The sequence below is a fragment of the Candidatus Albibeggiatoa sp. nov. BB20 genome, assembly GCA_016744725.1.
Taxonomy (GTDB): domain Bacteria; phylum Pseudomonadota; class Gammaproteobacteria; order Beggiatoales; family Beggiatoaceae; genus Albibeggiatoa.
The window spans coordinates 29493-53942 of sequence record JADGDW010000001.1; the positions used below are offsets into that span (position 1 = coordinate 29493).

The 24450-nt window shown below is 40.8% G+C and carries 15 protein-coding genes; 7 read left to right on the forward strand and 8 right to left on the reverse strand.

From position 1 onward, the window contains the following. Positions 1 to 110: 110 nt before the first annotated feature. From ABXH34_RS00100 to ABXH34_RS00110, 3 genes are all read right to left on the reverse strand, one after another. Entirely contained in the window at positions 111 to 638 is a 528-nt protein-coding gene (locus ABXH34_RS00100; protein ID WP_353569811.1) for an REP-associated tyrosine transposase, read from the reverse strand. A gap of 54 nt (positions 639 to 692) precedes the next feature. After that, entirely contained in the window at positions 693 to 866 is a 174-nt protein-coding gene (locus ABXH34_RS00105) for a type II toxin-antitoxin system YoeB family toxin (protein WP_353569812.1), read from the reverse strand. Between the two features lie 211 nt (positions 867 to 1077). Then, positions 1078 to 6831 carry an alpha-2-macroglobulin family protein gene (locus tag ABXH34_RS00110; RefSeq protein ID WP_353569813.1) on the reverse strand — a complete coding sequence of 1918 codons (5754 nt, stop codon included), beginning with the start codon at positions 6829 to 6831 and terminating at the stop codon, positions 1078 to 1080. A gap of 248 nt (positions 6832 to 7079) precedes the next feature. Here ABXH34_RS00110 and ABXH34_RS00115 point away from each other — a divergent pair, with 248 nt between their 5' ends. From ABXH34_RS00115 to ABXH34_RS00125, 3 genes are all read left to right on the forward strand, one after another. Then, positions 7080 to 7376, forward strand: a complete 297-nt coding sequence (locus ABXH34_RS00115) for a hypothetical protein (RefSeq protein WP_353569814.1) — start codon at positions 7080 to 7082, stop codon at positions 7374 to 7376. 154 nt (positions 7377 to 7530) lie between these two features. After that, on the forward strand, positions 7531 to 7761 hold the full coding sequence (locus ABXH34_RS00120; protein WP_353569815.1) for a hypothetical protein: 231 nt from the start codon (positions 7531 to 7533) through the stop codon (positions 7759 to 7761). Between the two features lie 2 nt (positions 7762 to 7763). Next, positions 7764 to 8150, forward strand: a complete 387-nt coding sequence (locus ABXH34_RS00125) for a type II toxin-antitoxin system VapC family toxin (RefSeq protein ID WP_353569816.1) — start codon at positions 7764 to 7766, stop codon at positions 8148 to 8150. 36 nt (positions 8151 to 8186) lie between these two features. On the opposite strand, the gene ABXH34_RS00130 is transcribed toward ABXH34_RS00125, so the two are convergent. From ABXH34_RS00130 to fabI, 5 genes are all read right to left on the reverse strand, one after another. After that, positions 8187 to 8408: a hypothetical protein gene (locus tag ABXH34_RS00130; protein ID WP_353569817.1), complete on the reverse strand. Its 222-nt coding sequence runs from the start codon at positions 8406 to 8408 to the stop codon at positions 8187 to 8189. A gap of 253 nt (positions 8409 to 8661) precedes the next feature. Beyond that, a complete protein-coding gene (locus ABXH34_RS00135; RefSeq protein WP_353569818.1) occupies positions 8662 to 8931 on the reverse strand; it encodes a hypothetical protein in 270 nt (89 codons plus the stop codon). A 312-nt stretch (positions 8932 to 9243) separates the two neighbouring features. Further along, a complete protein-coding gene (locus ABXH34_RS00140; protein WP_353569819.1) occupies positions 9244 to 16551 on the reverse strand; it encodes an RCC1 domain-containing protein in 7308 nt (2435 codons plus the stop codon). A gap of 438 nt (positions 16552 to 16989) precedes the next feature. Further along, a complete protein-coding gene (locus tag ABXH34_RS00145) occupies positions 16990 to 18399 on the reverse strand; it encodes a bifunctional enoyl-CoA hydratase/phosphate acetyltransferase (protein ID WP_353569820.1) in 1410 nt (469 codons plus the stop codon). Between the two features lie 207 nt (positions 18400 to 18606). After that, a complete protein-coding gene (gene fabI / locus ABXH34_RS00150) occupies positions 18607 to 19380 on the reverse strand; it encodes an enoyl-ACP reductase FabI (RefSeq protein WP_353569821.1) in 774 nt (257 codons plus the stop codon). Between the two features lie 324 nt (positions 19381 to 19704). On the opposite strand from fabI, the gene ABXH34_RS00155 reads away from it, so the two are divergent. The 4 genes from ABXH34_RS00155 to ABXH34_RS00170 all read left to right on the forward strand — a co-directional run bounded on the left by ABXH34_RS00155 (position 19705) and on the right by ABXH34_RS00170 (position 24449). Then, complete coding sequence (locus ABXH34_RS00155) at positions 19705 to 21075, forward strand: ankyrin repeat domain-containing protein (RefSeq protein WP_353569822.1); 1371 nt, start codon at positions 19705 to 19707, stop codon at positions 21073 to 21075. Positions 21076 to 21305: 230 nt separating this feature from the next. Beyond that, positions 21306 to 22100: a 3-methyl-2-oxobutanoate hydroxymethyltransferase gene (gene panB / locus ABXH34_RS00160; RefSeq protein ID WP_353569823.1), complete on the forward strand. Its 795-nt coding sequence runs from the start codon at positions 21306 to 21308 to the stop codon at positions 22098 to 22100. Beyond that, positions 22097 to 22951 (forward strand): pantoate--beta-alanine ligase, encoded by an 855-nt coding sequence (gene panC, locus ABXH34_RS00165; RefSeq protein ID WP_353569824.1) that lies wholly within the window; start codon positions 22097 to 22099, stop codon positions 22949 to 22951. The genes panB and panC overlap by 4 nt, the downstream gene beginning before the upstream one ends. 85 nt (positions 22952 to 23036) lie before the next feature. Beyond that, on the forward strand, positions 23037 to 24449 hold the full coding sequence (locus ABXH34_RS00170) for a GMC oxidoreductase (protein ID WP_353569825.1): 1413 nt from the start codon (positions 23037 to 23039) through the stop codon (positions 24447 to 24449). The last annotated feature ends 1 nt before the right edge of the window (position 24450 follow it).

Here is a 24450-nt window from a genome sequence, read left to right on the forward strand (position 1 = left end):
TGATAATCAACACAACAACATGCCACGATATAAAAAATATAACTTAATGTGATTTTGATAACATTGGGCTTCGTACCTCAGCCCAACCTACGGATATTACGGATACAGCTTTATCTTTCGCCACAATCTAAACCTTGTTCAATGGCTTCACCCCAATTTGATGATAACCAACCATTACGTACAAAACGATGAAATGAAGAATAGGGCCAATCGGCAACATTTTTCACCCAACCATGTTTAACAGGATTAAAATGAATATAATCCACATGTCGCTGCCAATCCAACTCATCCCGAATCACATGCTCCCAATATCGACGCTGCCAGATACCCCGTTCTCGTTTTTTCAATCGGCTGACACGGATAAGTTCACCTTTTGGTATACCCCGAGAAAAACCTGCTTTAATTAACATCCATCGCGTAGAGTAATCACTATCATTCTTTGGTAAACGCCAGATTGCATGTAAATGTTCTGGCAACACAACCATTGCATCAATATCAAACGGATGCTTCTGCTTCACATCTTTTATAACTTGACGCAACAAATCAACTTGTTCGACTAACAAAAAAGAATGTCGATTGGCTAAATTAACCGTAAAGAAATAAGTCCCACCTGAAACGCTTGCTCGTCGATAATTCATAATGTAAACATTTTGGATTTTATACCCAACTATCAACCTACCGTATTTTTTAATCTAATAATGATAACGACAGGAAATAATTGTAATTTTTTCATTATTTACAGCATAAACTAATCTATGTGTATCATCAATGCGCTTCAACGTTTTTATCTTGTGGTTGCCAATAAACGACTCATCAATAGATTGTTCTAAGCTCGGTAGGTTGGGTTGACGAAGGAAGCCCAACAAAACAACATGCCATGATACAAAAAATATAACTTAATGTGATTCTGGTAACATTGGGCTTCGTACCTCAGCCCAACCTACAGCACTTGATTCATTTTTTATCCTAAAAACATACGAATACTTCAAAAAAGTAAAGCATATAACTATCTATAAATCAAAAAAACGCCCACCATCCAGAAGACAGTGAGCGTTTCAATCAACTTATAACGTCTAATTAATCCCGCGTGACAATCAACTTCGCAGGTTTACTTTTGCCGTAAATCTCAGGCTCATACATTTCTTCTGCATGAGTGGACATCACGCTAAATTCGCCCGCAGCAATCGCTTGAGCGGTGTATGACAAGTGATAATTGCCTGCGCTCAAATAATCTGCGTAGAAAATCGCTGCATGATGGCGTAACTCTTTATGGTAGAAACTCCAGAATGAGATGTTATAGCCTGACCAATCATTACGCGTGAACCACAATGAACCGCCTGCATATTGTCCGCCTGCTTTATCTGCATCGACAGTTGAGGCCGTGGCTAAATCTCGATTGACAGGTTCTAAACCACCGGGAACAGGATCATTCACCGCGACATAATGACGCGCAGCAGGCAAGGACAAATACAAATCCACACGGACTAATTCGCCTGCCTTAATTTGCATCGGGCTTTGTAATAACACCCATTCTCCATCACGTTCCACATGATATTCACGTTGCAATGACATACCTGCATTCACCGCCTCGGCTTTCTCATCCAATGGCGCGTACTGCAAACGCAAGTTGTAATACATCCGTCCTGAGCCTTCTTTCTGCAATTTCACCACCGCTTCACGACCGACATCGCTAGAAGTCATTTGATGGGCGAAGGTTTCCGCAGGGTTTTGCACGTCATCGAATTCAACATAACCCAATTGCTCAGTATCCAAGAATGAAGTAATTGCCATATCCACGCTGTCTTTTTCATAAATTCGCGCATAATCAATCAAGGCATTCATACAAAACATATTTTCTTGGGTATTTTCCCAATGTCCTTTTTGCTTGCGAGATTGGGTAATTTGACGCACCAGTTTAAACGGCAGATCACCGACATCTGTGCTTGCTTTGCTTTTTGACAGCTCATCATATTGCAATAACGCGCTTAAAATCACACACTCAGTCCGCAATGGAGAAGACAATAAACGTTTGTAATTGCTGTCTAAATCTTCCACAAATGACACCCGACCCGAAGTCTGATTAGCATGAGACAAGATTTTATTCACCACCTCATCTTGAATCCGTTGGGTGCGCGGAATTTGAATCGCGGCTTGTAAATACATCGCTTGACCGAACAAACTCATACTATCCACATGAGGCTGATAACGTTTAATATCCTCACGCGTGACTTTTTGCTGTTTCGCCAACGCGGCTAATGCAACCGCTCGCACGGTAGATGACATGCCTGCCGAATAATGTTCAGGCGCGATATTTTTCCGCAACAAGCGCGACAGATAGTCATTCAATTTGTTCTCGACTTTATCGTTGACAGGTAAACTCCGTTCCCGCATCCAATTAAACGCCAACGCAGTGTAAGCACTTAAATAAGGACTAACGCGATTATCGGTCGGAATAAAATAAGCCATACCGCCGTTAGAGGCTTGAAAATCGGTGGCTAACTGTAAAGTGCTTTGTGGCAAGGTTTCGCTTTCATCCCAAACCACATCACTGACATAATCGCGTAACTGATTGAAATGTGAAGCCATTACGCCTTTGGTCAACTTCTGTTCCCAACACGCATACGGATAATCACGCATATAATCAAACGCACCGCTAACCCCACCAATCACAGTCGGTGATAAAGTCACGCTTAAGCCGCCCACATCAGGATAAATGTCTTGTGGAATCGCTACTTGCTCGGTGATTTTGTTGGCGATGGTTGTGCCGTAAGTCGCTTGGCTGTCCATTGCACGGCGTGGATGAATGATTAAATGATGCTCTAAACCATCTTGCTCTTCGTCATCTTTAGCGGTTGCGACAAAATGCACATGTCCGTCATCCTTGGTTGTTAACGGCATCCACAATTTATAACGTTGATACGGTTCAGCAGTCAGGCTTTGAGTAAACGCTTGTTTGCCGTCTTCAATCATGCCTGTGGCTTGAATATCAACACTCAATTGGCGGGTTTTCTCAGTGCGATTCATCACGCTAAATCCTGCATGGAAGCTGTCGCCTTCTAGCACTTGATTCGGCATAATCGGACGCAATTCAATCGGTTGATTCACTTTGAAATTGGCATCGCTTAAACCCATTTTGTCATCAGGCGTAACCGCAATCGCCAACACGCGCCAACCCGTTAAATTGTCTGGGACATTAAATTGAATCTGCGCTTTGCCATCTTTATCCACAGGAATTGACGGATTCCAATAACTGATATATTTGAACACTGAGCGCATACTTAAGCCCATGCCGCCATCGCCACCCGCATTCGCGCCTTTTTTCTCAAATTTCTGCCGACCGATTAAACGGGTCAACAAGCTGAAATTCGCCATGTCCAAATCATCTAAATTGTAAAAACCTTCATACGGATCAAAATACGCTTTTCCACCTTGCACCAAATCAAATACCGATTCGTCCAACACCGCAATCGCTAATTCAATCGGCTGCTCGGTTTGCATTTCAGCATTTAATGGTTTCACTTGAAAATCAATTGTGACTTGTTCGCGTGGGCGATAAGTTGGTTTGTCGGTTTTGATGTCAACAATGAGTTTTTTATATGGCTCGTTGACCATGGTTTTAACGTAGCCCATTCTATAAGTCGGCTTGCCTAAATCCACTTGTCCATCGCCTAGCGGTTTATCAACCCGTGGTGAGAACAATGTCACAGAAACGAAAAAGCCCGGTACATAATCTGGTTTAATTGGGATTTCAATCACTTCAATACTGTTGCTAATGGTTTGTGTCCAACTGTCCAACACGCCGTAACGTTCAACGGTAATCAACGCTTGTGCTTCAGGGTACGGATTTTTAAGCAAATATTTCGCAGTTTCACCGACTTTGTAACTTTGTTGCTCAGGCGTAATGTGCAAACCGTTGCCCGTTGGCATCGCCCACATCGCCATCCCAGAACCCACAACCCAAATGGTTTCCGTGGTGCTATGGCTTAAGCCTTCAGTATCTTGAATTGTCGCAGTTAAACGATAATCGCCGACTTTTTCAGGATTAAATGTACACGTCAATGACTCAATATCTGAGCTTAAATCTGCTTGTTGGCATGTACCAGCATCAACCCAAGAGCGTTCGTATTTGGTTAAATAAGCGTTGCCCGCGCCTTTGACTCGGGAAGCTTTGACTTGTTCACGTTCGATTTTGACGTTGATTGCTGTGCCTGTGGTGGGTCGCCCAAATTCATTGACCACCAATAATTGAATCTCATTATTTTGTTTGGCGGTGGCGAGCCAGCTTTCTTGTTTTGTGCCGACAAATCGATCTCGACCGACATATTTAGCGGTGCTAGAACTGGCGACGTTTTTACCTCTATCGTCTTTGACCGCGCTTTCTAAAGTCAGTTGACCGTATAAAATCGGTGAGTTTTGCAAGGTGAATTCGGTGAGCATTTCGCCTTTGTCATCGACTTTGCCTGTGGTTTGGAAAATGGTTGAGTCGTAATCTTTATCAGTGCTGACATCAAACCAAAAGCCTTTGGCAACGGGATGTGTTGGGTTTAAGCTACGGGGTTTTAAAATCGCAGTGACACGGGTTTCCGCATCGCCATACGCACCGCCAGCGTGCAATTTCGCTAAGGTATCGACTTTGACTGTATCGCCTTGTTTGAATAATTTGCCTTGAATTTCAGTGCTAACACGGAATGGCGCGGGGGTGAAATCACTGACCAATACTCGCATCGGTTGCCAACTACTTTTAGTGAAATCCGCTTTTAAATTAAACGCATACCAACCCACAGCACCCGTTTTCGGAATCGTAAACTCGCCGTGTAAACTACCAAACTCATTAAGCTTCACTTGTTTGACTTCATGCACGGTTTTGCCCATTGGGTCTTGTACTTGTAAAGTATATTTTTCCGTAGGCGCGGGAATAAAACGTTGATTGTCTTGGTCGCGCACTAAGATTTTGTATTGCACCGTATCGCCGACTTTATAAATCCCTTGTGCGGTCGTACCCCAAGTGTGGATATGCCCGTATTGCTTACGCATTGAAGGATACAGCGAATAATCCAGATTTAAATCATACATCGAAATTTGATATTCATAATCAAGCGGCAACAACGCAGTGTCTTCACCATTTTCAACTTGCACGAAGAAGCGTTCTTTATCACGACTATAAACCCCGACTTTTTTCAATTTAGGATCAAGTTCGCTCGTCCCCGCCAACATTGCTACACCGTGTTCATTGGTGGTTGCGCTGGTTAAAGTTTTATATGGTTCACGTTGTGGTTGATAATTGCCTGAGAATATATTGACAGTTGCATTGGCAACAGGTTTACCCGTGGCGAATTCCGTGACCCAAACTAAGGTGTTGTGATGACCTAATTTGACTTGGATTTGATACGGCGTGACTTGGCTGAAAAACCAGCGATTTTCTTCATGATTATCAGTTTTCGGCGTGGTTTTGTAATAGCCTTGCACCACACCCGATTTTCCATTGAGTAACTTGCGGACATTGAACGGGGTTTTAATTGCCACATCTTGGATTTTGGGGTATTCCAATTTGGTATTGAGCAATTCAGACCAGCCTTGTTTGCCCAGCGTTTGGTATCTGATGTCGACTTTTTCTAAATTGGTGATATAAATCGGTAGCTCGCTATCAACGCCTTGTTCTAACACCGAATATTGATATTGCATGTCATGTTCTGGGGCGCGATGGTCAGTGGCAAAAGCTAAATCGATTGGATTTTTCAGCGGTCGACCGAATTCATCGCGAAACGTTGCTGTCCCCACACTTTGCAAATTGTAGAGTTTATAGGCGCGTAAATATTCAGGCAGCCAGACCATGTAAGTTTTGTTTTTGTAATTGGATTCACCTAAACGTGAATAGCTGCTGGCGTTTTTCCACGGGTCATAGTCTTTTCGTCCGCCTGCTAAGTCTGGCATGATGAGTAGATTTTGTTTGATGATGTCAGAAATCACGGGACTAGAAAAACGTAATCCGATACGACGCAAGGGATTACAACGTTTTGACCATTTTTCATGTGCGCCTAATGTGATCGAATTATCTTGTAAATCATCGCATTCAATACCTAAAAATTTGAATTCTGGGAAGGTATGAAACTTGGTTTCGACTTCGTTTTGAATCCCACGCTCAGGGCCTAATTTGGATTTTAAGCCTTGTTCTATATTTAAGGTGATTTTGCTGTTGAGTGGCAATAAGCGTTTGGGGTACACAATCCACGTTTGGGCAAAGTCGTTGCTGGTGGTTGCATCTTTGGGCAATTTGGCTTTGACTGCCACGCGGCGACCGTTGGGCTTTTTCATATACAGGTGTTTTTCAACCGAGGTTTTGCTCACGGGTTGATTGAATGTCGCTTGTAATAAAGGCATACCGGGTGCACGCCATGTATTGAAATAAGTGTAATTGATTTTGGGGCGTTCAGTAATGAAGTGGTGCGAATAGGTTTTGATTAATTTTTTGCCCGCCGTGGTGACGAATTTGTCTTGTACCAGTATGCGATAGCGGGTGGCATAGGCGAGTTTGTCTTTTGCGCTGAGTTCACAGGCAAGGCTACTGGTGTTTATCCATCGCCATTGGCAGTTGAGTTGAGGCGTGATACTGATGGGGATTTCTGCGGCATCGCGTTCCATTTTACCCAGTGCGACCACGGGTTGGTTAAAGGTGAAGACGATTTGACGCGCGGGATAGACATCTTTTCCATTGGGCGTAACCCGCGAGAGTTTCAGAGGTTTATCTTGATTGAACGCCGCCGAGTCGTAAGCTGCTTGAGTGACAGGTATATGCAGTAGCAGCAATAGCAGAAAGGTTATTCTCAGTATCATTTCAAGCCCCTATATATTTTTGATTCGGATTGGATGTTGTCAATGATGAATTGACGGATAAGTGTTGTTTTTTAATTGATAATAGTATGCACTTTTTTGACCAGCGGGTTAAGGGGTTTTGTGTTTTAGATGGTTATTTTTAAATAGACTGATAATTGAGGGTTTTAATGGGGAATATTTTTGGGGTATGATATTTGAACTAGAAACTTACTTAATTAGATTCAATTATTATTTGAGAGGTAATAAAGATGACAACAAATGATGACATGGAATGGAAGCACTTTCAGTTTATAACTGAAGTTCAAACTGCTCTAATTGCAAATGCTATCAATGTAGTATCGCTTGAAGATGATGCTAAAGACAGACAGCATATTTTCTCTGCAACAGGAATGCTAATAAAAATGGATGATGCTTTTTATGCTGCAAATAGAATTCCGAAAGATATGTCAGCACATAAGGCAGCCTGTGAGTTTATTTATTTTATATGTGAAAACCTTAGAGGAGAAAATGCAACTGTTCCATCTTGGTTTGCTCGGTATGGATAATAAGTGAATACAAAATACCCTACACCCACAAGTTTGTGGGAATTGGGAATGCAGTCAAAACGCTCTGCGTTGAGTTTGCTTATCATTCAACTTGATAATGCCTGCCTGTAAAGCTATGCTTTGTTGGAAAATGTTCATTAAAGGAATTCAATTTATGTTTGCACATCGTATAGAAACAAAAGTTGCTCAAAATGGTATGCTCAATTTACAAGGGCTGCCCTTTTCTGAAGGAGAAATAATTGAAGTCATTATTTTACGACAAGAAAACACTAAACAAGTAAAAAATGAACAACGAACAGTAGGCGAATATTCTGGCAAGATTCGGATGAGCGAAGATTTTGCAGAACCATTACCTGATGAATTTTGGTTAGGAAAGAGTGAATAACAATGAAGCTGCTACTTGATACACATGTATTCTTATGGCTACGCTTTGCCCCTGAAAAATTATCTCAACCTGCTTTAGCTGCTTATCAAAACAAACAAAATCAAGCCTATTTAAGTTTAGCCAGTATTTTAGAAATGCAAATTAAACAGCAACTGGGAAAGTTAGAATTAGATATTGAATTAAGCGAACTAGTACAAAAACAATGTGAACATAACGATATACAACTTTTGCCCATTACATTAACACATATTCTAAATTTACAAACACTACCATTTCACCACAAAGACCCATTTGATAGATTATTAATTTCACAAGCTAACTCTGAAAATATGACATTACTCACAGTTGATGCACTCTTTTCAAATTACGATGTACAAATACTTTGGTAAGTTTTATCTTGTTCTCACAAACTTGAAGGAATGTAGTCAAGATGCGCTGTGTTGAGTTTGCTTTCTTTTGCTTCTCAATGCCATTGCTTCTTGACTTATTTCCTCAATACTTGACTCTTCATCTAAATTTTGATGCCACTGAGTATAATCAAACGGCTCTCTTTGAATTAAGGCAATAAACCGCTCCATTTCAACATTACCAAGATAAGTTGCTAAGATTTGTACGCCTTGGGCTTTTATTTCTGTATCAGTCATCATAACGCCACTTCCTTAATAAATCCTATTTAGCAATGTTGAACAAGGAAAATTTTACAGACCTTTTGGAAGAGCTGGATATACCAATTTACTTGGACAAAGAAGTAAAAGCGTTTTTTATGCAAAAATTACAAACACAAGGTCAAACTTTTTCCTTAAATGAAACCATTAACGCACTTCTAAAAAAAGACATAGAAATCTTAGCTCAACTCACAAACTAAAGGAATGCAGTTAAAACATACTGCCTTGAATTTGCTTAAGCTACTTTTTGGTGTTGTTGAATAAGTTGTCCAAGCGTCCGCAAAGCCTGATTAACAGATTGCGCATCAGGAAAAAGTTCGGCAACATCATCATCAAGTTTGACAATATTAGAACCCGATTTTAATCGCTCTGTATATTTTCCTCGTACTGCATTTGAAAAATCATACTCTTCTAACATTTCATCATTATGTGTAGTCATTGTTTTCTCCATAAAATCGTTTTTCACTTGAGGTTGCTTGTCTTGCTGAAATAAGGCGGATTTCATTACCTAAATCCATATGCACAACATCAAAAAAAGCAAAATCTAAATTTGAAGCCTTTGCACAAACAATCTCAGAGGATACGGTTTTTTTCTGAGTTTCGACTTGGTAGTAAATTTCGAGTACATGGTTTTAAATATCAATCTGCTTTTTTTTCTGGCAATGGCTCAAAAAAAGCAGCAGCATCGACTTTAAACATACCCTTTAATTGCCCTGGTTCGCGAGGTGGCTTTTGTATTGGAATTGCCATTCTTTGAAGGATTAGTCCTAAAAATCAGGCATGTTGATAATATTCAAAATGGAATCCATTTATAGCTTTATAAAGAATCAATATTCAAAGAAAAGCTTAATAAATCATCACCTTCTTGCACTTGATACAATAACACGTTGTCTTGCAAATTGATTTTAGGCTTACGTTTTTCCCCAGCATCTAAAGTACGTACTTTTACGTCAATGTTAGAAGTTAAGCTGTATTGTTGTTCTTGCTTATCGGTTAACACCGTCACCTCAAACGTACCATCTGATTTGTAAAGTACCTTACGAATGGATTCATATTGCTCTAATAAATTCACCAAGGTTTCGGGATAAATTACTGTAGGATAAATACTTTGTGCACTACCATCTGGATAAATCACTCTTGCTTCTTGTCGGGCACGTAAGTGGCCAAAATCAGAAGGGAATTCCATACCGAAATCACAAAATTCTGCATCAGCACAAAAACCATCAGGTGCAGGCTCAACAAACGCATCAAACATACCCACCACCATCACATCAGTTTCAAAACGCAGATTACGACTGCGCGTATTATTTTTTGTGGTATCTATACGCATCAACACATCACCTGTTGGACTGAGTTTGATTGTACTTTCACCGCCTAAAGCTTGTTGTAATCCTAAGGGATTATTCGGCGCATTGATTAGGACAAATTCCTGTTTATCAGGTGTGACCATTTGGAAATAACCGCCTTCAACCGTGGTCAAACCGACAGGCGTATCTAATGGGGCTTGCTCGATATTATTGGCATTAGGCATAAACGCAAATACAATATCTTTGTAATCATCCGTTCCCGCCACATTGAATATTCCATGGTCATTTTGGGTAAAAATAAACTGGTTTAAATCAACAGAATCAATAGTTGGGGTTTGTTGTAAACCAGTATTAAGATCATTTCCTACAGTTGGCTCAGTTACATTTTCACCCTCAATAATGTCACCACCAATTGAAAAGCTCGATTGAAGGTCTATTAAATAGGGTGTTGATACCGTGCTTGGTAAACGATTCACTACACTTTTAAAGCTTAATTTTGAGCCGACAGAGGGAATAATTTTACCTGTTGCTGTCACTTTCCAGCCTTGTGGCAGGATTTTATTAATGATGTCTTGTGATGTATTAGAATCAATATTAGTTAATAATTTAGCGACTAATTCTGCTTGTTGCAGTGATTCAATATTAAACGCTTCCAATTGCTCAGGGCTTAAACTCTGCATGACTTTGGGGCTAAGCGCAGTAATATTATCAGCAGTGAATCCTGCGAGTGCTTCGGCTGGTAATTGCTCAAATTGTTCCACGCTGACATTGCTTAGTGTTTCAGGTCCAAGCGTGGCAGTCTGTTCTGGAGTCATACCTGCAAAAGCATCGGTTGGAATATCTGCTATTTCGTAACGGTCAAATAAAGCCATCGCTGCAGGTTCAATCGCAACGATGGTTCTAGCATCCAAGTCATTCAATTGCACAACATTCAGCCCAAAATCATCTAAACTGGGTTCAGCAGGATTTAAGGCTTGTTTTACATTGATTAAAGTCACATCTCGCGGTAATTGTACAGTTGGACTTAAATATACATTTTGTAAAGTTGAACCGGGGAGAATTTTTGCTGCACCAATATAAGCAGGTGAACGGGTTGGTGCGCTGATGATGCCAGAGATTGTGCCACCAATAATTGCCGTATTAACCCCTAATTTTATTGTGCCTTGAATTGTGCCTTTATTTTGGGTAATACCTTGAATTGTACCTTGACCTGTGGTGCTGTAAATCGTACTGCCTTCATTAATATATGGATCAATCATCGTGCCGTTGTTATCCACCAAACCCGCGTAAAACCCACCTGTGACTTCGGAGTATTGAGTGATGGTTAAATCTTGTAGCGTGCCTTGATTAGTACTAAACCCACTGACTCGACCACCTGTAATCGTTGCTTCTTCATTTAAGGTAAAGCTTGAAACCAAGCCTGCATTTATATTGTCCCCAATCAGATTACCCCCTGCAACACTGCCTGTTTTACAAATATCAAGATTGCCTGTGATTGAATTGTAGTTGCTGAATGATGCACCACATAAATCAGCACCAATATAGGGTATAGACACTGTGGTTGTAGGTATATTTGGATCAAGTGGATTGATAATGATAGCTTGCGGAATAGGCTCAGGTTCTAGCTCTGATTCTGGCTCTATAATTATTTGACTGAAATGGGCGACACAATTTTTTTCAACATCTGCAACTAATTGTGGGCTGGTACAATCACCACTCCAATGGCTAAATTGCCAGCCTTCACTCGGTGTTGCAGCCAAGTTAATTGTAGAACCCGCTGTGGCTGAGAGACTACAAGCGGTTGCATTGCAATTATTGATGATGCCTGCGCCAACGGTATTGAGATAGATATAAAACTCACCCTCATCTAAACAAGCTGGTGTTGTGACAATTTGTTCTAAACCACCAACGTTAATCACATTATCTGTTGCATAAAGATGGTAAATGTATTCTGTACCACAAGTCGTATTGGTATCAATAAATGATGCTGCATTGATAGGGGTCACTATCATAAATTTACCGTTACGCGCAATTGGGAAACCTGCCTCATTTAAGCTGTTATCATTCCATGTCAGTTGAACTTGGTTATTTAACGTCGTTGCTACGAAATGAGAAGGGGCAATTAAATTGACCTGTGGACAAGCTGCGGTGGTTGCCGTAATGGATTCACTATATGCTTGTCCTTCAGCATTGTATGCAGCCACTTGGAATGTATAAGCCGTTTCACATTGTAAATTTTGAATTGTCGCACTTGCACTATTTTCAGCTATTTCTTGAACTACATTGCCATTATTGAAAACATAAAATCCTGTTTCATTGTCACTGTTATCTAACCATGTGAGTGAAATATGGGTATCTGTAATTGAAGCAATATTTAATTGGCTGGGCGCAACTGGGGCTATTAAACAAGGTTCTGCATCAACTGTAATGGTCGCTGCGGCGGATGCACTGCTGTCAGCAACGGCGGCAACCGCATAATCATAGGATTGCCCACATTCAAACTCTGAATCGGTAAATGTGGTGGAATCCGCAGCTAAATCAAATTCTGTGATTGCTCTCAGCCTACGTGTTGTTACAGCTTCGCGGGTCACTAAATAGCTGGTTTCGCCTTCCACATCTTCCCAAGATAAAGTGATATTATCAGCAGTCACGGTTGCACTGAGTTGACTCGGTGTATTTGGTGGACAAGTAAATGTAGTTGCCGTCGCGGTTAAATGCTCTGATTCTCCAATGCTGTTGTAAGCATATATTTCATAGTTATACGTCGTTTCACAATTAAGATTGTTATCTGTATAAGTTTCGGTATTTTCATCTAACGTGGCGATTAAAGTATTGTTACGTTCAACCCGATAGCCTGTTTCAATTGAACTTTCATCAACCCAGATTAATTCAATTTGGTTATAGTTAACGGCATTGGCGGCAAAGTTGATTGGTGCATTAGGTGGAGCAGGTTCTGGCGGTAATACACACTCTGGCATGTTGGCTGTTACAGATACACTGCTTGATTCACCACTGGTATGTTGTGCTTTCAAACTGTAGCTATAAGTCCTGTCACATGTTGTTGCGGTTGTATCAATATAGCTGGTGCTGTTTGCAGGTAAAGTGACCAATACAGAACCATTTCGCGCCAAAATAAACTCATCCTCACTCGCACTATTATCAGTCCATGACAGGCTCACACCTTGGGCAATGTTATCAAGGCTTGGAGTATTTGCGGTAAGCTCGGAAGGGGCTAATGCAGCTATAGCCGTACCTGTAATTACAAAATCGTATGGGTTTTCATCTGAATCGTCATTATCAATGCTGACTGTACAATTATGTGTCCCTGTCACAGTGGGATTATAACGAATACCAAAGCTGTCATTACTGCTGATTGCAATCGGAGACGTTGGCTGAATTGTCACGCTGAACATCGTGCAATCTGTACCACTTAATGCGACTACAGGGCTACCTGAAAGGTTAAGTGTATTCGTACCTGTATTTTCAATCGTAAAGGTTTTATCAATAGGAAGATTAGTTTCTGTGCTACCAAATTTTGTATCGTCAGTCGCATCAGGTGTGGTATCTCCATCTACAATAGCATTGCCATTCCCGAGTAAACTTATTTCTGGCGCAATCCCTGTACCTGTAATCGCAAAATCATAAGGGTTTTCATCAGCATCAGTATTGTCAATACTGACTGTGCAATTATGGGTTACTGCCGCGGTTGGATTATATTGAACGGTAAAGTTTGCGCTGGCACTTGAGGCAATTGAAGAAGTAGGTTGACTGGTTACGCTGAACATGGTGCAACCCGTACCGCTCAGGGCAACGATAGGACTCCCTAAAAGGGTAAGCTCTCCAGTATCTATATTTTCAATGGTAAAAGTTTTATCAACGGGTGTATTGATTGGTGTGTTACCAAAATCGGTATCATCACTGGTAGCAGGGGTTGTATCGCCATCGCTAATATTATTGCTGTTGCCGACAAGATTAATTTCTGGAAGCAAGACTTTAACAAGAACAGGCACGTAACTCGTTGTAGTAGAGTTATCACCTAATTGCCCATGATTATTATATCCCCAGCATTGCACATTGCCAGTGTCAAGCAAGACACAGGAATGATAATAACCTAAATTAATATCAGTCACATTATTTAGGCTACTCACATCTATTGGCGTATAACGATTTATAATAGAATTATCGCCGAGTTGGCCATTACTATTTTCCCCCCAACATTTCACACTACCTGTATCGAGCAAGGCACAAGAATGATAATAACCTAAAGCAATCGCAGACACACCACTACTTAAACCAGTGACATCCACCGCGGCATAACGACTTGTAGTAGAACTATCACCAAGTTGACCATAAGCATTATATCCCCAACATTTTACCCCTCCCGTATCGAGCAAGGCACAAGAATGATAATAACCTAAAGCAATAGTGGACACACCACTACTTAAACCAGTGACATCAATTGGAATATAGCTATCTGTAGTAGAATTATCACCAAGTTGACCATAAACATTATATCCCCAACATTTTACCCCTCCCGTATTGAGTAAGGCACAAGAATGTCTAAATCCTAAAGCAATAGTGGACACACCACTGGTTAAGCCAGTGACATCAACTGGAGTAGAGCTATCTGTAGTAAAACCATCACCAAGTTGACCATAACCATTTGATCCCCAACATTTTATCCCGCCTGTATTGAGTAAGGCGCAAGAATAATAATCACCTAAAGCAATGGCGGACACACCACTGCTTAAACCACTGACATCGACTGGAGTAGAGCTATCTGTAGTAGAACTATCACCAAGTTGACCATAACCATTCGATCCCCAACATTTTATCCCACCTGTATCAAGTAAGGCGCAAGAATGAAAATCACCTAAAGCAATAGCGGACACACCACTGCTTAAACCACTGACATCAACTGGAGTAAAACTGTCTATGGTGGAAGTATCGCCCAGTTGACCACTACTATTCCATCCCCAACATTTTATCCCACCATCAACTATTGTGCAGGTGTGATATTTTCCTGCTGAAACTTGAGTGACATTTGCCAAGGCTGGGTAAACGGTAATGTCAGCAGAGACTTGAGGGGCCGCATTGTAATTACTATCACCTGCTTGGTCTGCTGTCACAGTACAAGTACCTGCGCTGATAAAATTTAAACTAGAACCATCATTGATGGTACACACACTGTTTGTGCTGCTGGCAAATGTGACTGAACTAGTAGAATCCTCACCTGTGGCACTTAAAGTCATACTATCATCTAATACCCCTGTCGCTGGTAGAGAAAAGTCTGTAATAGCTTGGTCTAATTTTTCGCCAATGCCTGTCATCGCAAAATCATAAGGATTTTCGTTAGTATCATCATTGTCAATACTGACCGTGCAATTGTGGGTTGTTGCTGCGGTTGGATTATAACGAACGGTAAAGTTTGTGCTAGCACTTGAGGCAATAGGCGAACTGGGCTGACTGGTCACGCTGAACATAGCGCAATCTGTACCCGTTAAAGTGACTTCTGGATCACCAGATAATGTGAGGTTGCCATCACCACTATTTTCAATCGTAAAGGTTTTATCAACGGGTGTATTGATTGGTGTCGTAGCAAAATCGGTATCATCACTGGTAGCAGGCGTTACATCGCCGTTTATAATTGAATTACCGTTACCGACAAGGTTAACCTCAGGAATAGTGGCAACATCAACAGGGGTCTGACGCTCTAAAGTTGTACCATCACCGATTTGACCATTCTCATTAAATCCCCAACATTTCACCCCACTGGTGCTAAGTAAGGCACAAGAGTGATATTTACCTAAACCAAGCCCTGAGGCATCAGTCAAGCTGCTTACGGCTGTTGGCGTATATTGATCTATCGTTGTTCCATCACCCAATCGGCCATTCCCGTTATACCCCCAACATTTCACACTACCCGTACTGAGCAAGGCACAACTATGATAATTACCTAAAGCAATCGCAGACACGCCCGTCAAACTACTCACTGCTATGGGCGTAGAACTGTCCGTTGTTGTTCCATCACCAAGTCGCCCATTACCATTATATCCCCAACATTTCACACTGCCCGTATCCAGTAAGGCACAGCTATGATTCTCACCTAAACTAATCTCAGATACACCCGTTAAACCACTCACAGCCACTGGTGTGTAACGATCTGTGGTTGTCCCATCACCCAATTCACCATACCCATTATTTCCCCAACATTTCACAGTACCTGTATCCAGTAAGGCACAGGAAGTCAAAGGACCTAAAGCAATCGCAGATACACCCGTCAACCCAGTCACATCTACTGGTATATTGCTGTTTGTGGTTGTTCCATCGCCTAATTCACCATCTGTATTAATTCCCCAGCATTTCACAGTACCTGTATCCAATAAGGCACAGGCATGAGCACCACCTAAAGCAATCGCAGACACACCCGTTAAACCGCTCACATCAACGGGTGTGTAACGGTCTGTGGTTGTTCCATCACCCAACTCACCATTTCCATTAAATCCCCAGCATTTCACAGTACCCGTATCCAGTAAGGCGCAAGAATGATATTCACCTAAAGCAACAGCGGAGACTTCACTACCTAAATCACTGACATCTATTGGAGTAAGGTGATCTGTACTAGTATCATCACCGAGTTGACCTGTTCCGTTGTATCCCCAACATTTCACCCCAGTACTATTTTTCCCACAAGTGTAATAACCACCTGTTGCGAGTTGAGATATTCCCGTTAAGGCTTGAGCAGTAGGAATAGCAAACATAACACTGATAAAAATTTGATAAATCAATAGGAATTTTAGACGTGAACGTATCAACATACCCTACCCCTTAATAATGAATTCAGATACCGATATTTTAAGTAAAGTATAACAGTAATTATGCAATTATTACTCAAATAAATTAAAGGCAATAATTTGTTTCTTATAACTTTTATTTATATTTTGCGCAGTCACATTTTTGTGATTTTAATATCGGGTCGTGGTGTAAATCCTAGGACAGGAATATAAAACTTGTTTTGCATAAAACGATGACTCAATTTTATCTATCCAAAAACCTGAACCAGCAAAGTCCATGTAAAGAAAAGAGGAAGATTAAAAAAATCCCTGCAAAATATTTAAACTGAGTCCAATGAGCCTAAGTAAATGGAGAAAAACAAGCGCAAGAAATGAGAGCGTTGGTGATGGGAGGTTAAGCTGACAGGAGTCCCCCAGCTTAGCTGAGGGTTTGCTTAGTCAATTAGGACGACTGTAAACGGACTATAATTCTAAACGTCGATGTGCAACTAAAGTCGCCATTGCACATGAGGCAATTTGTGATAACTGACTATCTGCACGCCCCGGTAAAATAATTGGCACTCGTGCACCCATGACGATATTTGCGGCCTGTCCATCAGCTAATAATTCAATCTGCTTGGCTAATAAATGACCTGCTTCTGCATTAGGCACTAAAATAATATCGGCTTCGCCTGCAACCTCAGATTCAATGTCTTTTGCTTGCGCCGCTTCTTTAGAAATCACATTGTCAAAAGCTAAAGGCCCATCAATAATACCGCCTGTAATTTGATTGCGCTCTGCCATTTTGCATAAAGCCGCTGCATCTAATGTTGTTGGTAATATGGGATCAATGGTTTCCAATGCAGAAACGATCGCTACTTTTGGTATTTCAACCCCTAACATTTTCGCTAAATCAATTGCATTCTGCACAATATCGCGTTTTACATTTAAGCTTGGATTGATATTCAATGCCGTATCGGTGAAAAACAAGGGACGTGAATAACTAGGTACATCAAGAATTTGTACGTGACTCATTTGGCGCGAAGTACGCAAGCCTGTGTCAGATTTCACAACCGCGTGCATCATCTCTTGTAAACTCAAACTACCGCGCATTAAGCTATCAAGCTCCAACTGACGCACCAATTCCACACCTTTGTGAGCTGCCTCTTCACTATATTCAGTTGCGATGAGACGATATTGACTGATGTCTACATTTTCCTGTTCCGCTACGGCACGAATTCGCGCTTCAGGACCAATTAAAATAGGCTCAATTAAACCTGCTTCAGCCGCATGAATTGCACCTAATAAACTATTGGCTTTAACAGGATGCACTACGCCCATACGAATCGCTGGCAATGATTCCGCCATATTAATCAAACGCTGATAACCCGCATAACGATCAGTCAGACGAATTTTAGGTAAAGGTACTTGCTGACGACGAATTTTTTCAGTGGGCGCGATCACTTCCGCTTCGCCTTTAATCACCGCTTTATCATGTTGGTTGACGCAAAGACACTCAAAAGTTACACGATGGGTTTCAGCCTCTTTTTTAATCGCAGTCAATTTAACCGTAATCGTATCGCCCAAGGTGACAGGACGACTGAATTTTAAAGATTGGCTTAAATAAATCGTCCCCGGTCCGGGATATTTTGCTCCCAATACGGTTGAAATTAATGCGCCGCCCCACATCCCATGCGCAATGATTTTATGAAACATGCTTTTTTCTGCATATTCTTGATCTAAATGTGCGGGATTCACATCACCCGACATAATGGCAAATAATTTAATATCTTCCATAGTTAACGTGCGTTCGATTGATGCACTATCACCTTCATTAATCTCATCAAAGGTGGCATTTTCTAAATATTTCTCGTCTTCTGGCAAAATTAACACGGTATATTCTCTCTTTAAGGATAAAATTTAATAAACTTAAGAATCAGCAACCTTGTTCATCGCAAGATATAGTGAATTTTTTGTTGTGTGTTAGGACTGGTGATCCTTTAATATTTCAAATATCAAACACTTTCAAATTTGAGGACTGCCAGTCCTGTATCACTTTAAAATAAAACGACTATAGCCAATCCTTAAAGTAATTATTTCTTATCCAACAATGTGATAGCCTGCATCAACGTATAATGTTTCGCCTGTCATTGCCGCTGCGGCATCGCTGACCATAAATGCAGCCAATGCGCCCACGTCCTCAATGCTAACTAAACGCTTTTGAGCTGATTGCTGTTGTGCTTTTTGCATTAATTGGTCGAAATCAGCTAAACCAGAAGCTGCGCGGGTTTTCAATGGGCCGGGAGAAATTGCATGAGCACGAATGCCTTTTTCACCTAATTCCAATGCTAAATAACGCACACTGGCTTCCAAGGCTGCTTTAACAGGCCCCATTAAGTTGTAATTTGGAATCGCTTTGTCTGCGCCGTAATAACTCATGGTTAAGATACAACCGCCTTGCTTCATTAAAGGTTCTGCCAATTTCGCCATCCGTAACATAGAATGACAAGACACATCCATGGCCTGCAAAAAGCCTTCACGAGAAGAATCGATTAAACGCCCATGCAAATCTGCCAATGGTGCAAATGCAATTGAATGTACAATAAAATCTAATTGTCCCCAGCCTTTTTCAATTTGAGCAAAAACAGCGTCTAATTCACCTTCCTGCTCTACATTGCAGGGCATGATAATCGATGCGTCTAAATTTTCGCCCAATGGACGCACAAAACGTTCAGCCTTGGCATTCAAATAAGTTACAGCTAATTCTGCACCCGCTGCCTGAAATGCTTGACCACATCCATAAGCAATACTGCTTTCATTCGCAATACCAACGATTAAGCCTTTTTTACCCTCAAGATTAATCAACTGCGCCATTTGTTTTTCCTCTTCATTATAAGTTTTCTGCATCGCAGCATAATATTTTTTTATTAAGATTTTTTGACAATAGCTGATTATTTCTAGCTTTGCTAGTGCTGGATGTAATTTAGTGATAAATATATTTTATGATTGATGCGGGAAATCTAAAATGATTGTATTGGTTTGATAGTTTGGAAATGAAAAACCATAATCAAAAGCGGACTGATTTAAAAGATTGCTAATTCCATCAAGTAAGCAGTTCTATCCTATAAAATAAGTACACAGCATCAGTTAAATTTGTCTGCTACAATAGGGTTAAAAATAACAAAGCAGGGGTGAGCAATGAGCTTGTTTGGACGCTTAACATCAATGGGACAAAAGGAAGAAGTTGAACCTGTTTTAGATGATATTCCACTTGACCAATTAACCCCTGAATTATTAGACCAACCACCACAATATACCTTCGTCGCTGCACAACATGCGGTTAAGCAAGGCCAAATCGAAAAAATCCAACAATATCTTGAATTCAATCCAAAATATGTTTATTGCAAAGATTGGGATGACAGCACCCTATTGCACAAAGCGGCTCAATATGCCCGAGCTGATATTATAGAATTACTGTTAAATCATGGTGCAGATGCCAATTTTAATTTTAATGAACGTGCGCCATTACAAATTGCGGTTGAAAGTGAATATGTTGGGAATGATCGAAGTCCAGAAAATATAAAAGCATTTAGAAAACAACGCTTAACTACTGTTAGAATCTTGCTTAAACACGGTGCTCAAATTGACTATATTAATCAGGCGGGCGAACAAGCATTGCATATTGCTGCCAAGCTAGGTTGTGCTGAATTGGTCGAAGAATTATTAAAACAAGGGGCTGATTTAGAGGCAAAAATAGAAGCAACAGACAAGGCTGTTAATAATATTGCTCGAACCCCGTTAATTATGGCAGTACGTTATGCGAAAGATAAAACCACGATTCATTTATTGCTTAATTCAAGATCAAATCCAAATCGCATAGACCTTGTTACAGGCCACACACCACTACAATTAGTTGTGAACTGTCAGGATGAAAAAATCCAATTAGCGCAGTTGAAATTATTAAGCCAGTTGTTGTTAAAATATAAAGCCGATATTAATCAACAGTCTGAAGATGAGATGCAGCAAACAGCCCTACATTTGGCGGTGATTCAATGTCAATTACCTTTGATTGAATTACTGGTTGCTCATGGTGCAAGTTTATCCATTGAAGATGCAAAAAAAATGATGCCGATTGCGTTAGCTGCTCAGCATGGTGATGCAGATTTAGTGAAATTCTTGTACGAAAAAGGCAGCGATTTGCAACAATCTCGGGCTTTATTCTATGCGGCAAACTGTCAGCGAAGTAGTGCTGCTTTGGAATATTTATTGGACGTTGGTGTTGACATCAATATGCCAGATAGAAATGGCTATACACCGCTATTTTCTGCAATTTCAGCTTATTCATTAAAAAATGTCAAATTGCTTATTGATAGAGAAGCCGATATAAAAATGCACTCACCGAGAGGTATGACAGTACTTGAACATGCGTTTGCGTGTTGGGGCGAAGTTGAATGCTTGGACAAAGAAGAAAATATTTCAGAACAACAGCGATTAAATTCAGATAATGCCCGAGATATTATTGATTTATTGGGTGGTTTTGAACACAGAAGACCAAAAATGTATTTTTAGCAGTATAAAATCTGATTAAGTCACAATATCTTTTAAAGAAATTTAAATTTTACAAGGGATTGTTATAAATACATGAATTGCAAATAAAGATTAAATCCTTCTTACTCTTTATAAACAACTGAAATGAACACTTATCATAGACATACATCAAGGATGCAAGGCGTAAATCTGAATCATTCAAGCCACATGATATAATAGTGATTGTCTACAGAAGTTCAGAGGGTCATTGCATGGGTCGAATAACCTTAACTTATTTACAGAAACTAAAACGTAATAAAGAAAAAATTACTTGCCTTACCGCGTATGATGCGACATTTGCGCGACTGGTGGAACAAGCGGGCACTGAAATCATTTTAGTTGGTGATTCGCTAGGGATGGTGGTACAAGGTCAAGACACAACGCTGCCTGTCAGGCTGCAAGACATGCTATATCATTGTCAAATGGTGCATCGTGGCTCTGAAAGAGCCTTCATTATCGTAGATTTACCATTTATGACCTATGCAACTCCTGAGCAAACTTTAGAATCAGCGGCCTTGCTAATGCGTGAAGGTCAAGCCCAAATGGTTAAAGTAGAGGGTGGTTCATGGTTAACTGAGACAGTTAGTTTACTGGTTGAGCGCGGCATTCCCGTTTGCGGCCATATTGGCTTAACACCACAAGCTGTACATAAATTAGGTGGTTACAAAGTCCAAGGTCGTGAAATTTCCGAAGCACAACGTGTACGTAAAGAGGCTCTTGATTTGGAAAATGCTGGCGTTTCTCTTATCGTCTTAGAATGTGTCCCGAAAGATTTAGCCCGTCAAATCAGTCAAGAATTAACCATCCCAACAATTGGAATCGGTGCGGGTTCATATTGTGATGGCCAAGTATTGGTTTTATACGATATGTTAGGCATGTTTGATAAATCCCCCTCATTTGCTAAAAATTTTTTACAAGAAGCCAACTCCATTCCAGAGGCTTTGGCCGCTTATGTCCAAGCAGTTAAATCAGGCGAATTTCCTTCTGTAGAGCATAGTTTCCAATGATGAAGATGATTGAAGACATTAACGAATTACGAAAAACTGTACAAACATGGCGTGACCAAGGATTGCTAGTCAGCTTTGTGCCCACGATGGGTAATTTGCACCAAGGTCATTTGCAATTGATGGATAACGCCAAGCAAATCGCTGATAAAGTGGTGGCCAGTATCTTTGTAAACCCGTTGCAATTTGGGGTGAATGAAGATTTTGGACGTTACCCACGTACTTTTGAAGCAGATTGTGAGCAATTAGAACAACATCAAGTTGATGCCGTGTTTTTTCCATCTGTCGAAACCATGTATCCCAACGGCACAGAACAGCAAACGGTTGTTGAAGTGCCTGATGAGTTGAGCAACTTGCTCTGTGGCGCATCACGCCCCAGACATTTTACGGGTGTGGCAACCGTGGTAACTAAATTATTCAATTTAGTGCAACCTGATTATGCAGTATTTGGCGAAAAGGATTATCAGCAATTATTAGTGATTCAGCGATTGGTGGCTGATTTGTGTTTGCCTATTGATATTGTTTCTGCACCAATTTGCCGAGAATCTGATAATTTAGCGATGAGTTCACGCAATCAGTATTTAACCGCCGAACAACGTCAACTTGCCCCACAATTATTTGTGTGTTTGCAATGGGTTGCCCAGCAATTACAGGGAGGTTCAAGAGATTTTCAAAAATGGAAAACTGAAGCTCAAAAGCAATTAAATGCACTGGGTTTTAAATCTGATTATGTTGAAATTCGCCGCGCGGCTGATTTGCAATTACCAAATGCCAAAGACACTGAGCTTGTGATTTTGGTTGCTGCATTCCTTGGTCAAACCCGTTTGATTGATAACATGCAAGTCTCAGTTTAACGTGTTTCAAATATATCAGGACTGGCAATTCTCAAAAGACTGCTAGTCTTGAAAAATAATAATAGATTGTGAAGGGAACGGTTTCTTGACTGAACAATTTGATATGGTTGTGATTGGGAGTGGATTTGCTGCAAGCTTCTTTCTGTATGGTTATTTACAACGCGCTCCCAGTAATGTACGGATTTTAGTGCTAGAACAAGGAGCTGTTCATTCCCATGCTTGGCGCACTCAACATCAACGTCTTGCCGCGATACCATTTCACACCACATTCATTAATCAAACACCAGATAAACAATGGATATATACCCCTGCTTTTGGTGGCTCTTCTGCGGCATGGTGGGCATGTACGCCACGTTTTTTACCTAATGATTTTGCACTAAAATCCCGCTATGGTGTGGGTATCGATTGGCCAATACATTATGATGAACTTGAACCTTTTTATACCCAAGCTGAAATAATTTTAAATGTGGCAGGAGAAAATCAAGCCCCTTATCCACGCTCTCAAGCTTTACCACAAACCGCACATCGATTCAGTCAACCCGATAAGATTTTAAAACAAGCCTATCCCGATTTATATTTTTCCCAACCCAGCGCACGAACCCCACAAGCCACTCAACATCGTCCTGCCTGTTGTAATTCCAGTGTTTGCGGGCGATGTCCCATCGATGCCAAATTCACGGTGCAAAATGAAATGCAATCCGTTTATACCGATCCTCGAATTGAATTGCGCACCCAAGCCCAAGCTCTGACAATTGAAACAAGTAACAACATTGCAACAGGCGTGATTTATCAACATCAAGGTATGGAAAAAACCGTACAAACTGATAGTGTGATTTTAGCCGCCAATGCCTTGTTTAATCCATTTTTGCTATTGCGTTCTGGTATCCAACACCCTGTTTTGGGTAAGCGATTAAACGAGCAAGTCAGTGTGACAGTAAAAGCTTATTTAGATGGTGTAGACAATTATCAGGGCAGCACCAGTATTAATGCCAATGGTTATATGTTGTATGATGGTGAGCATCGCAGGGATTATGCCGCTTGTTTATTAGAGCATAGCAATGTGCCACATTTGCGGACTGATTTCGGTAAATGGCGACAATTAGCCGTGTTTAAATGTATTTTTGAAGACCTACCTAGCGAGCAAAATACGGCCAGTTTCAATCCAAACCAGCCAGATAAACCGATTATTAATCACCAATCCATATCGCATTATGCGCAACGCGGTATCCAAAAATTAGAGCAAAACTTAAATAAAACCTTAGCTCCATTACCGATAGAAATGTTGGAGTTTGGCGAACCCAGTCAAACCGAGGGACATATTTTAGGCACAACCATGATGGGAAATGATGCGGCAAGTGCAGTGGTAGATCGATATTTAAAGCTGCATCAAGTTTCTAATTTATGGGTGCTGGGTGGAAGCGTGTTTCCAACCAGTTCACCCAGTAATCCAACGCTAACATTATCCGCTTTGAGTTTATGGGCTGCTGCACATTATTAAG

Coding starts and splice junctions, on each gene's coding strand:
- ABXH34_RS00100 (WP_353569811.1), bottom strand. CDS start 638: ATGAATTATCGACGAGCAAGCGTTTCAGGTGGGACTTATTTCTTTACG.
- ABXH34_RS00110 (WP_353569813.1), bottom strand. CDS start 6,831: ATGATACTGAGAATAACCTTTCTGCTATTGCTGCTACTGCATATACCT.
- ABXH34_RS00115 (WP_353569814.1), top strand. CDS start 7,080: ATGACAACAAATGATGACATGGAATGGAAGCACTTTCAGTTTATAACT.
- ABXH34_RS00120 (WP_353569815.1), top strand. CDS start 7,531: ATGTTTGCACATCGTATAGAAACAAAAGTTGCTCAAAATGGTATGCTC.
- ABXH34_RS00125 (WP_353569816.1), top strand. CDS start 7,764: ATGAAGCTGCTACTTGATACACATGTATTCTTATGGCTACGCTTTGCC.
- ABXH34_RS00130 (WP_353569817.1), bottom strand. CDS start 8,408: ATGATGACTGATACAGAAATAAAAGCCCAAGGCGTACAAATCTTAGCA.
- ABXH34_RS00135 (WP_353569818.1), bottom strand. CDS start 8,931: ATGAAATCCGCCTTATTTCAGCAAGACAAGCAACCTCAAGTGAAAAAC.
- ABXH34_RS00140 (WP_353569819.1), bottom strand. CDS start 16,551: ATGTTGATACGTTCACGTCTAAAATTCCTATTGATTTATCAAATTTTT.
- fabI (WP_353569821.1), bottom strand. CDS start 19,380: ATGGCGCAGTTGATTAATCTTGAGGGTAAAAAAGGCTTAATCGTTGGT.
- ABXH34_RS00155 (WP_353569822.1), top strand. CDS start 19,705: ATGAGCTTGTTTGGACGCTTAACATCAATGGGACAAAAGGAAGAAGTT.
- panB (WP_353569823.1), top strand. CDS start 21,306: ATGGGTCGAATAACCTTAACTTATTTACAGAAACTAAAACGTAATAAA.
- panC (WP_353569824.1), top strand. CDS start 22,097: ATGATGAAGATGATTGAAGACATTAACGAATTACGAAAAACTGTACAA.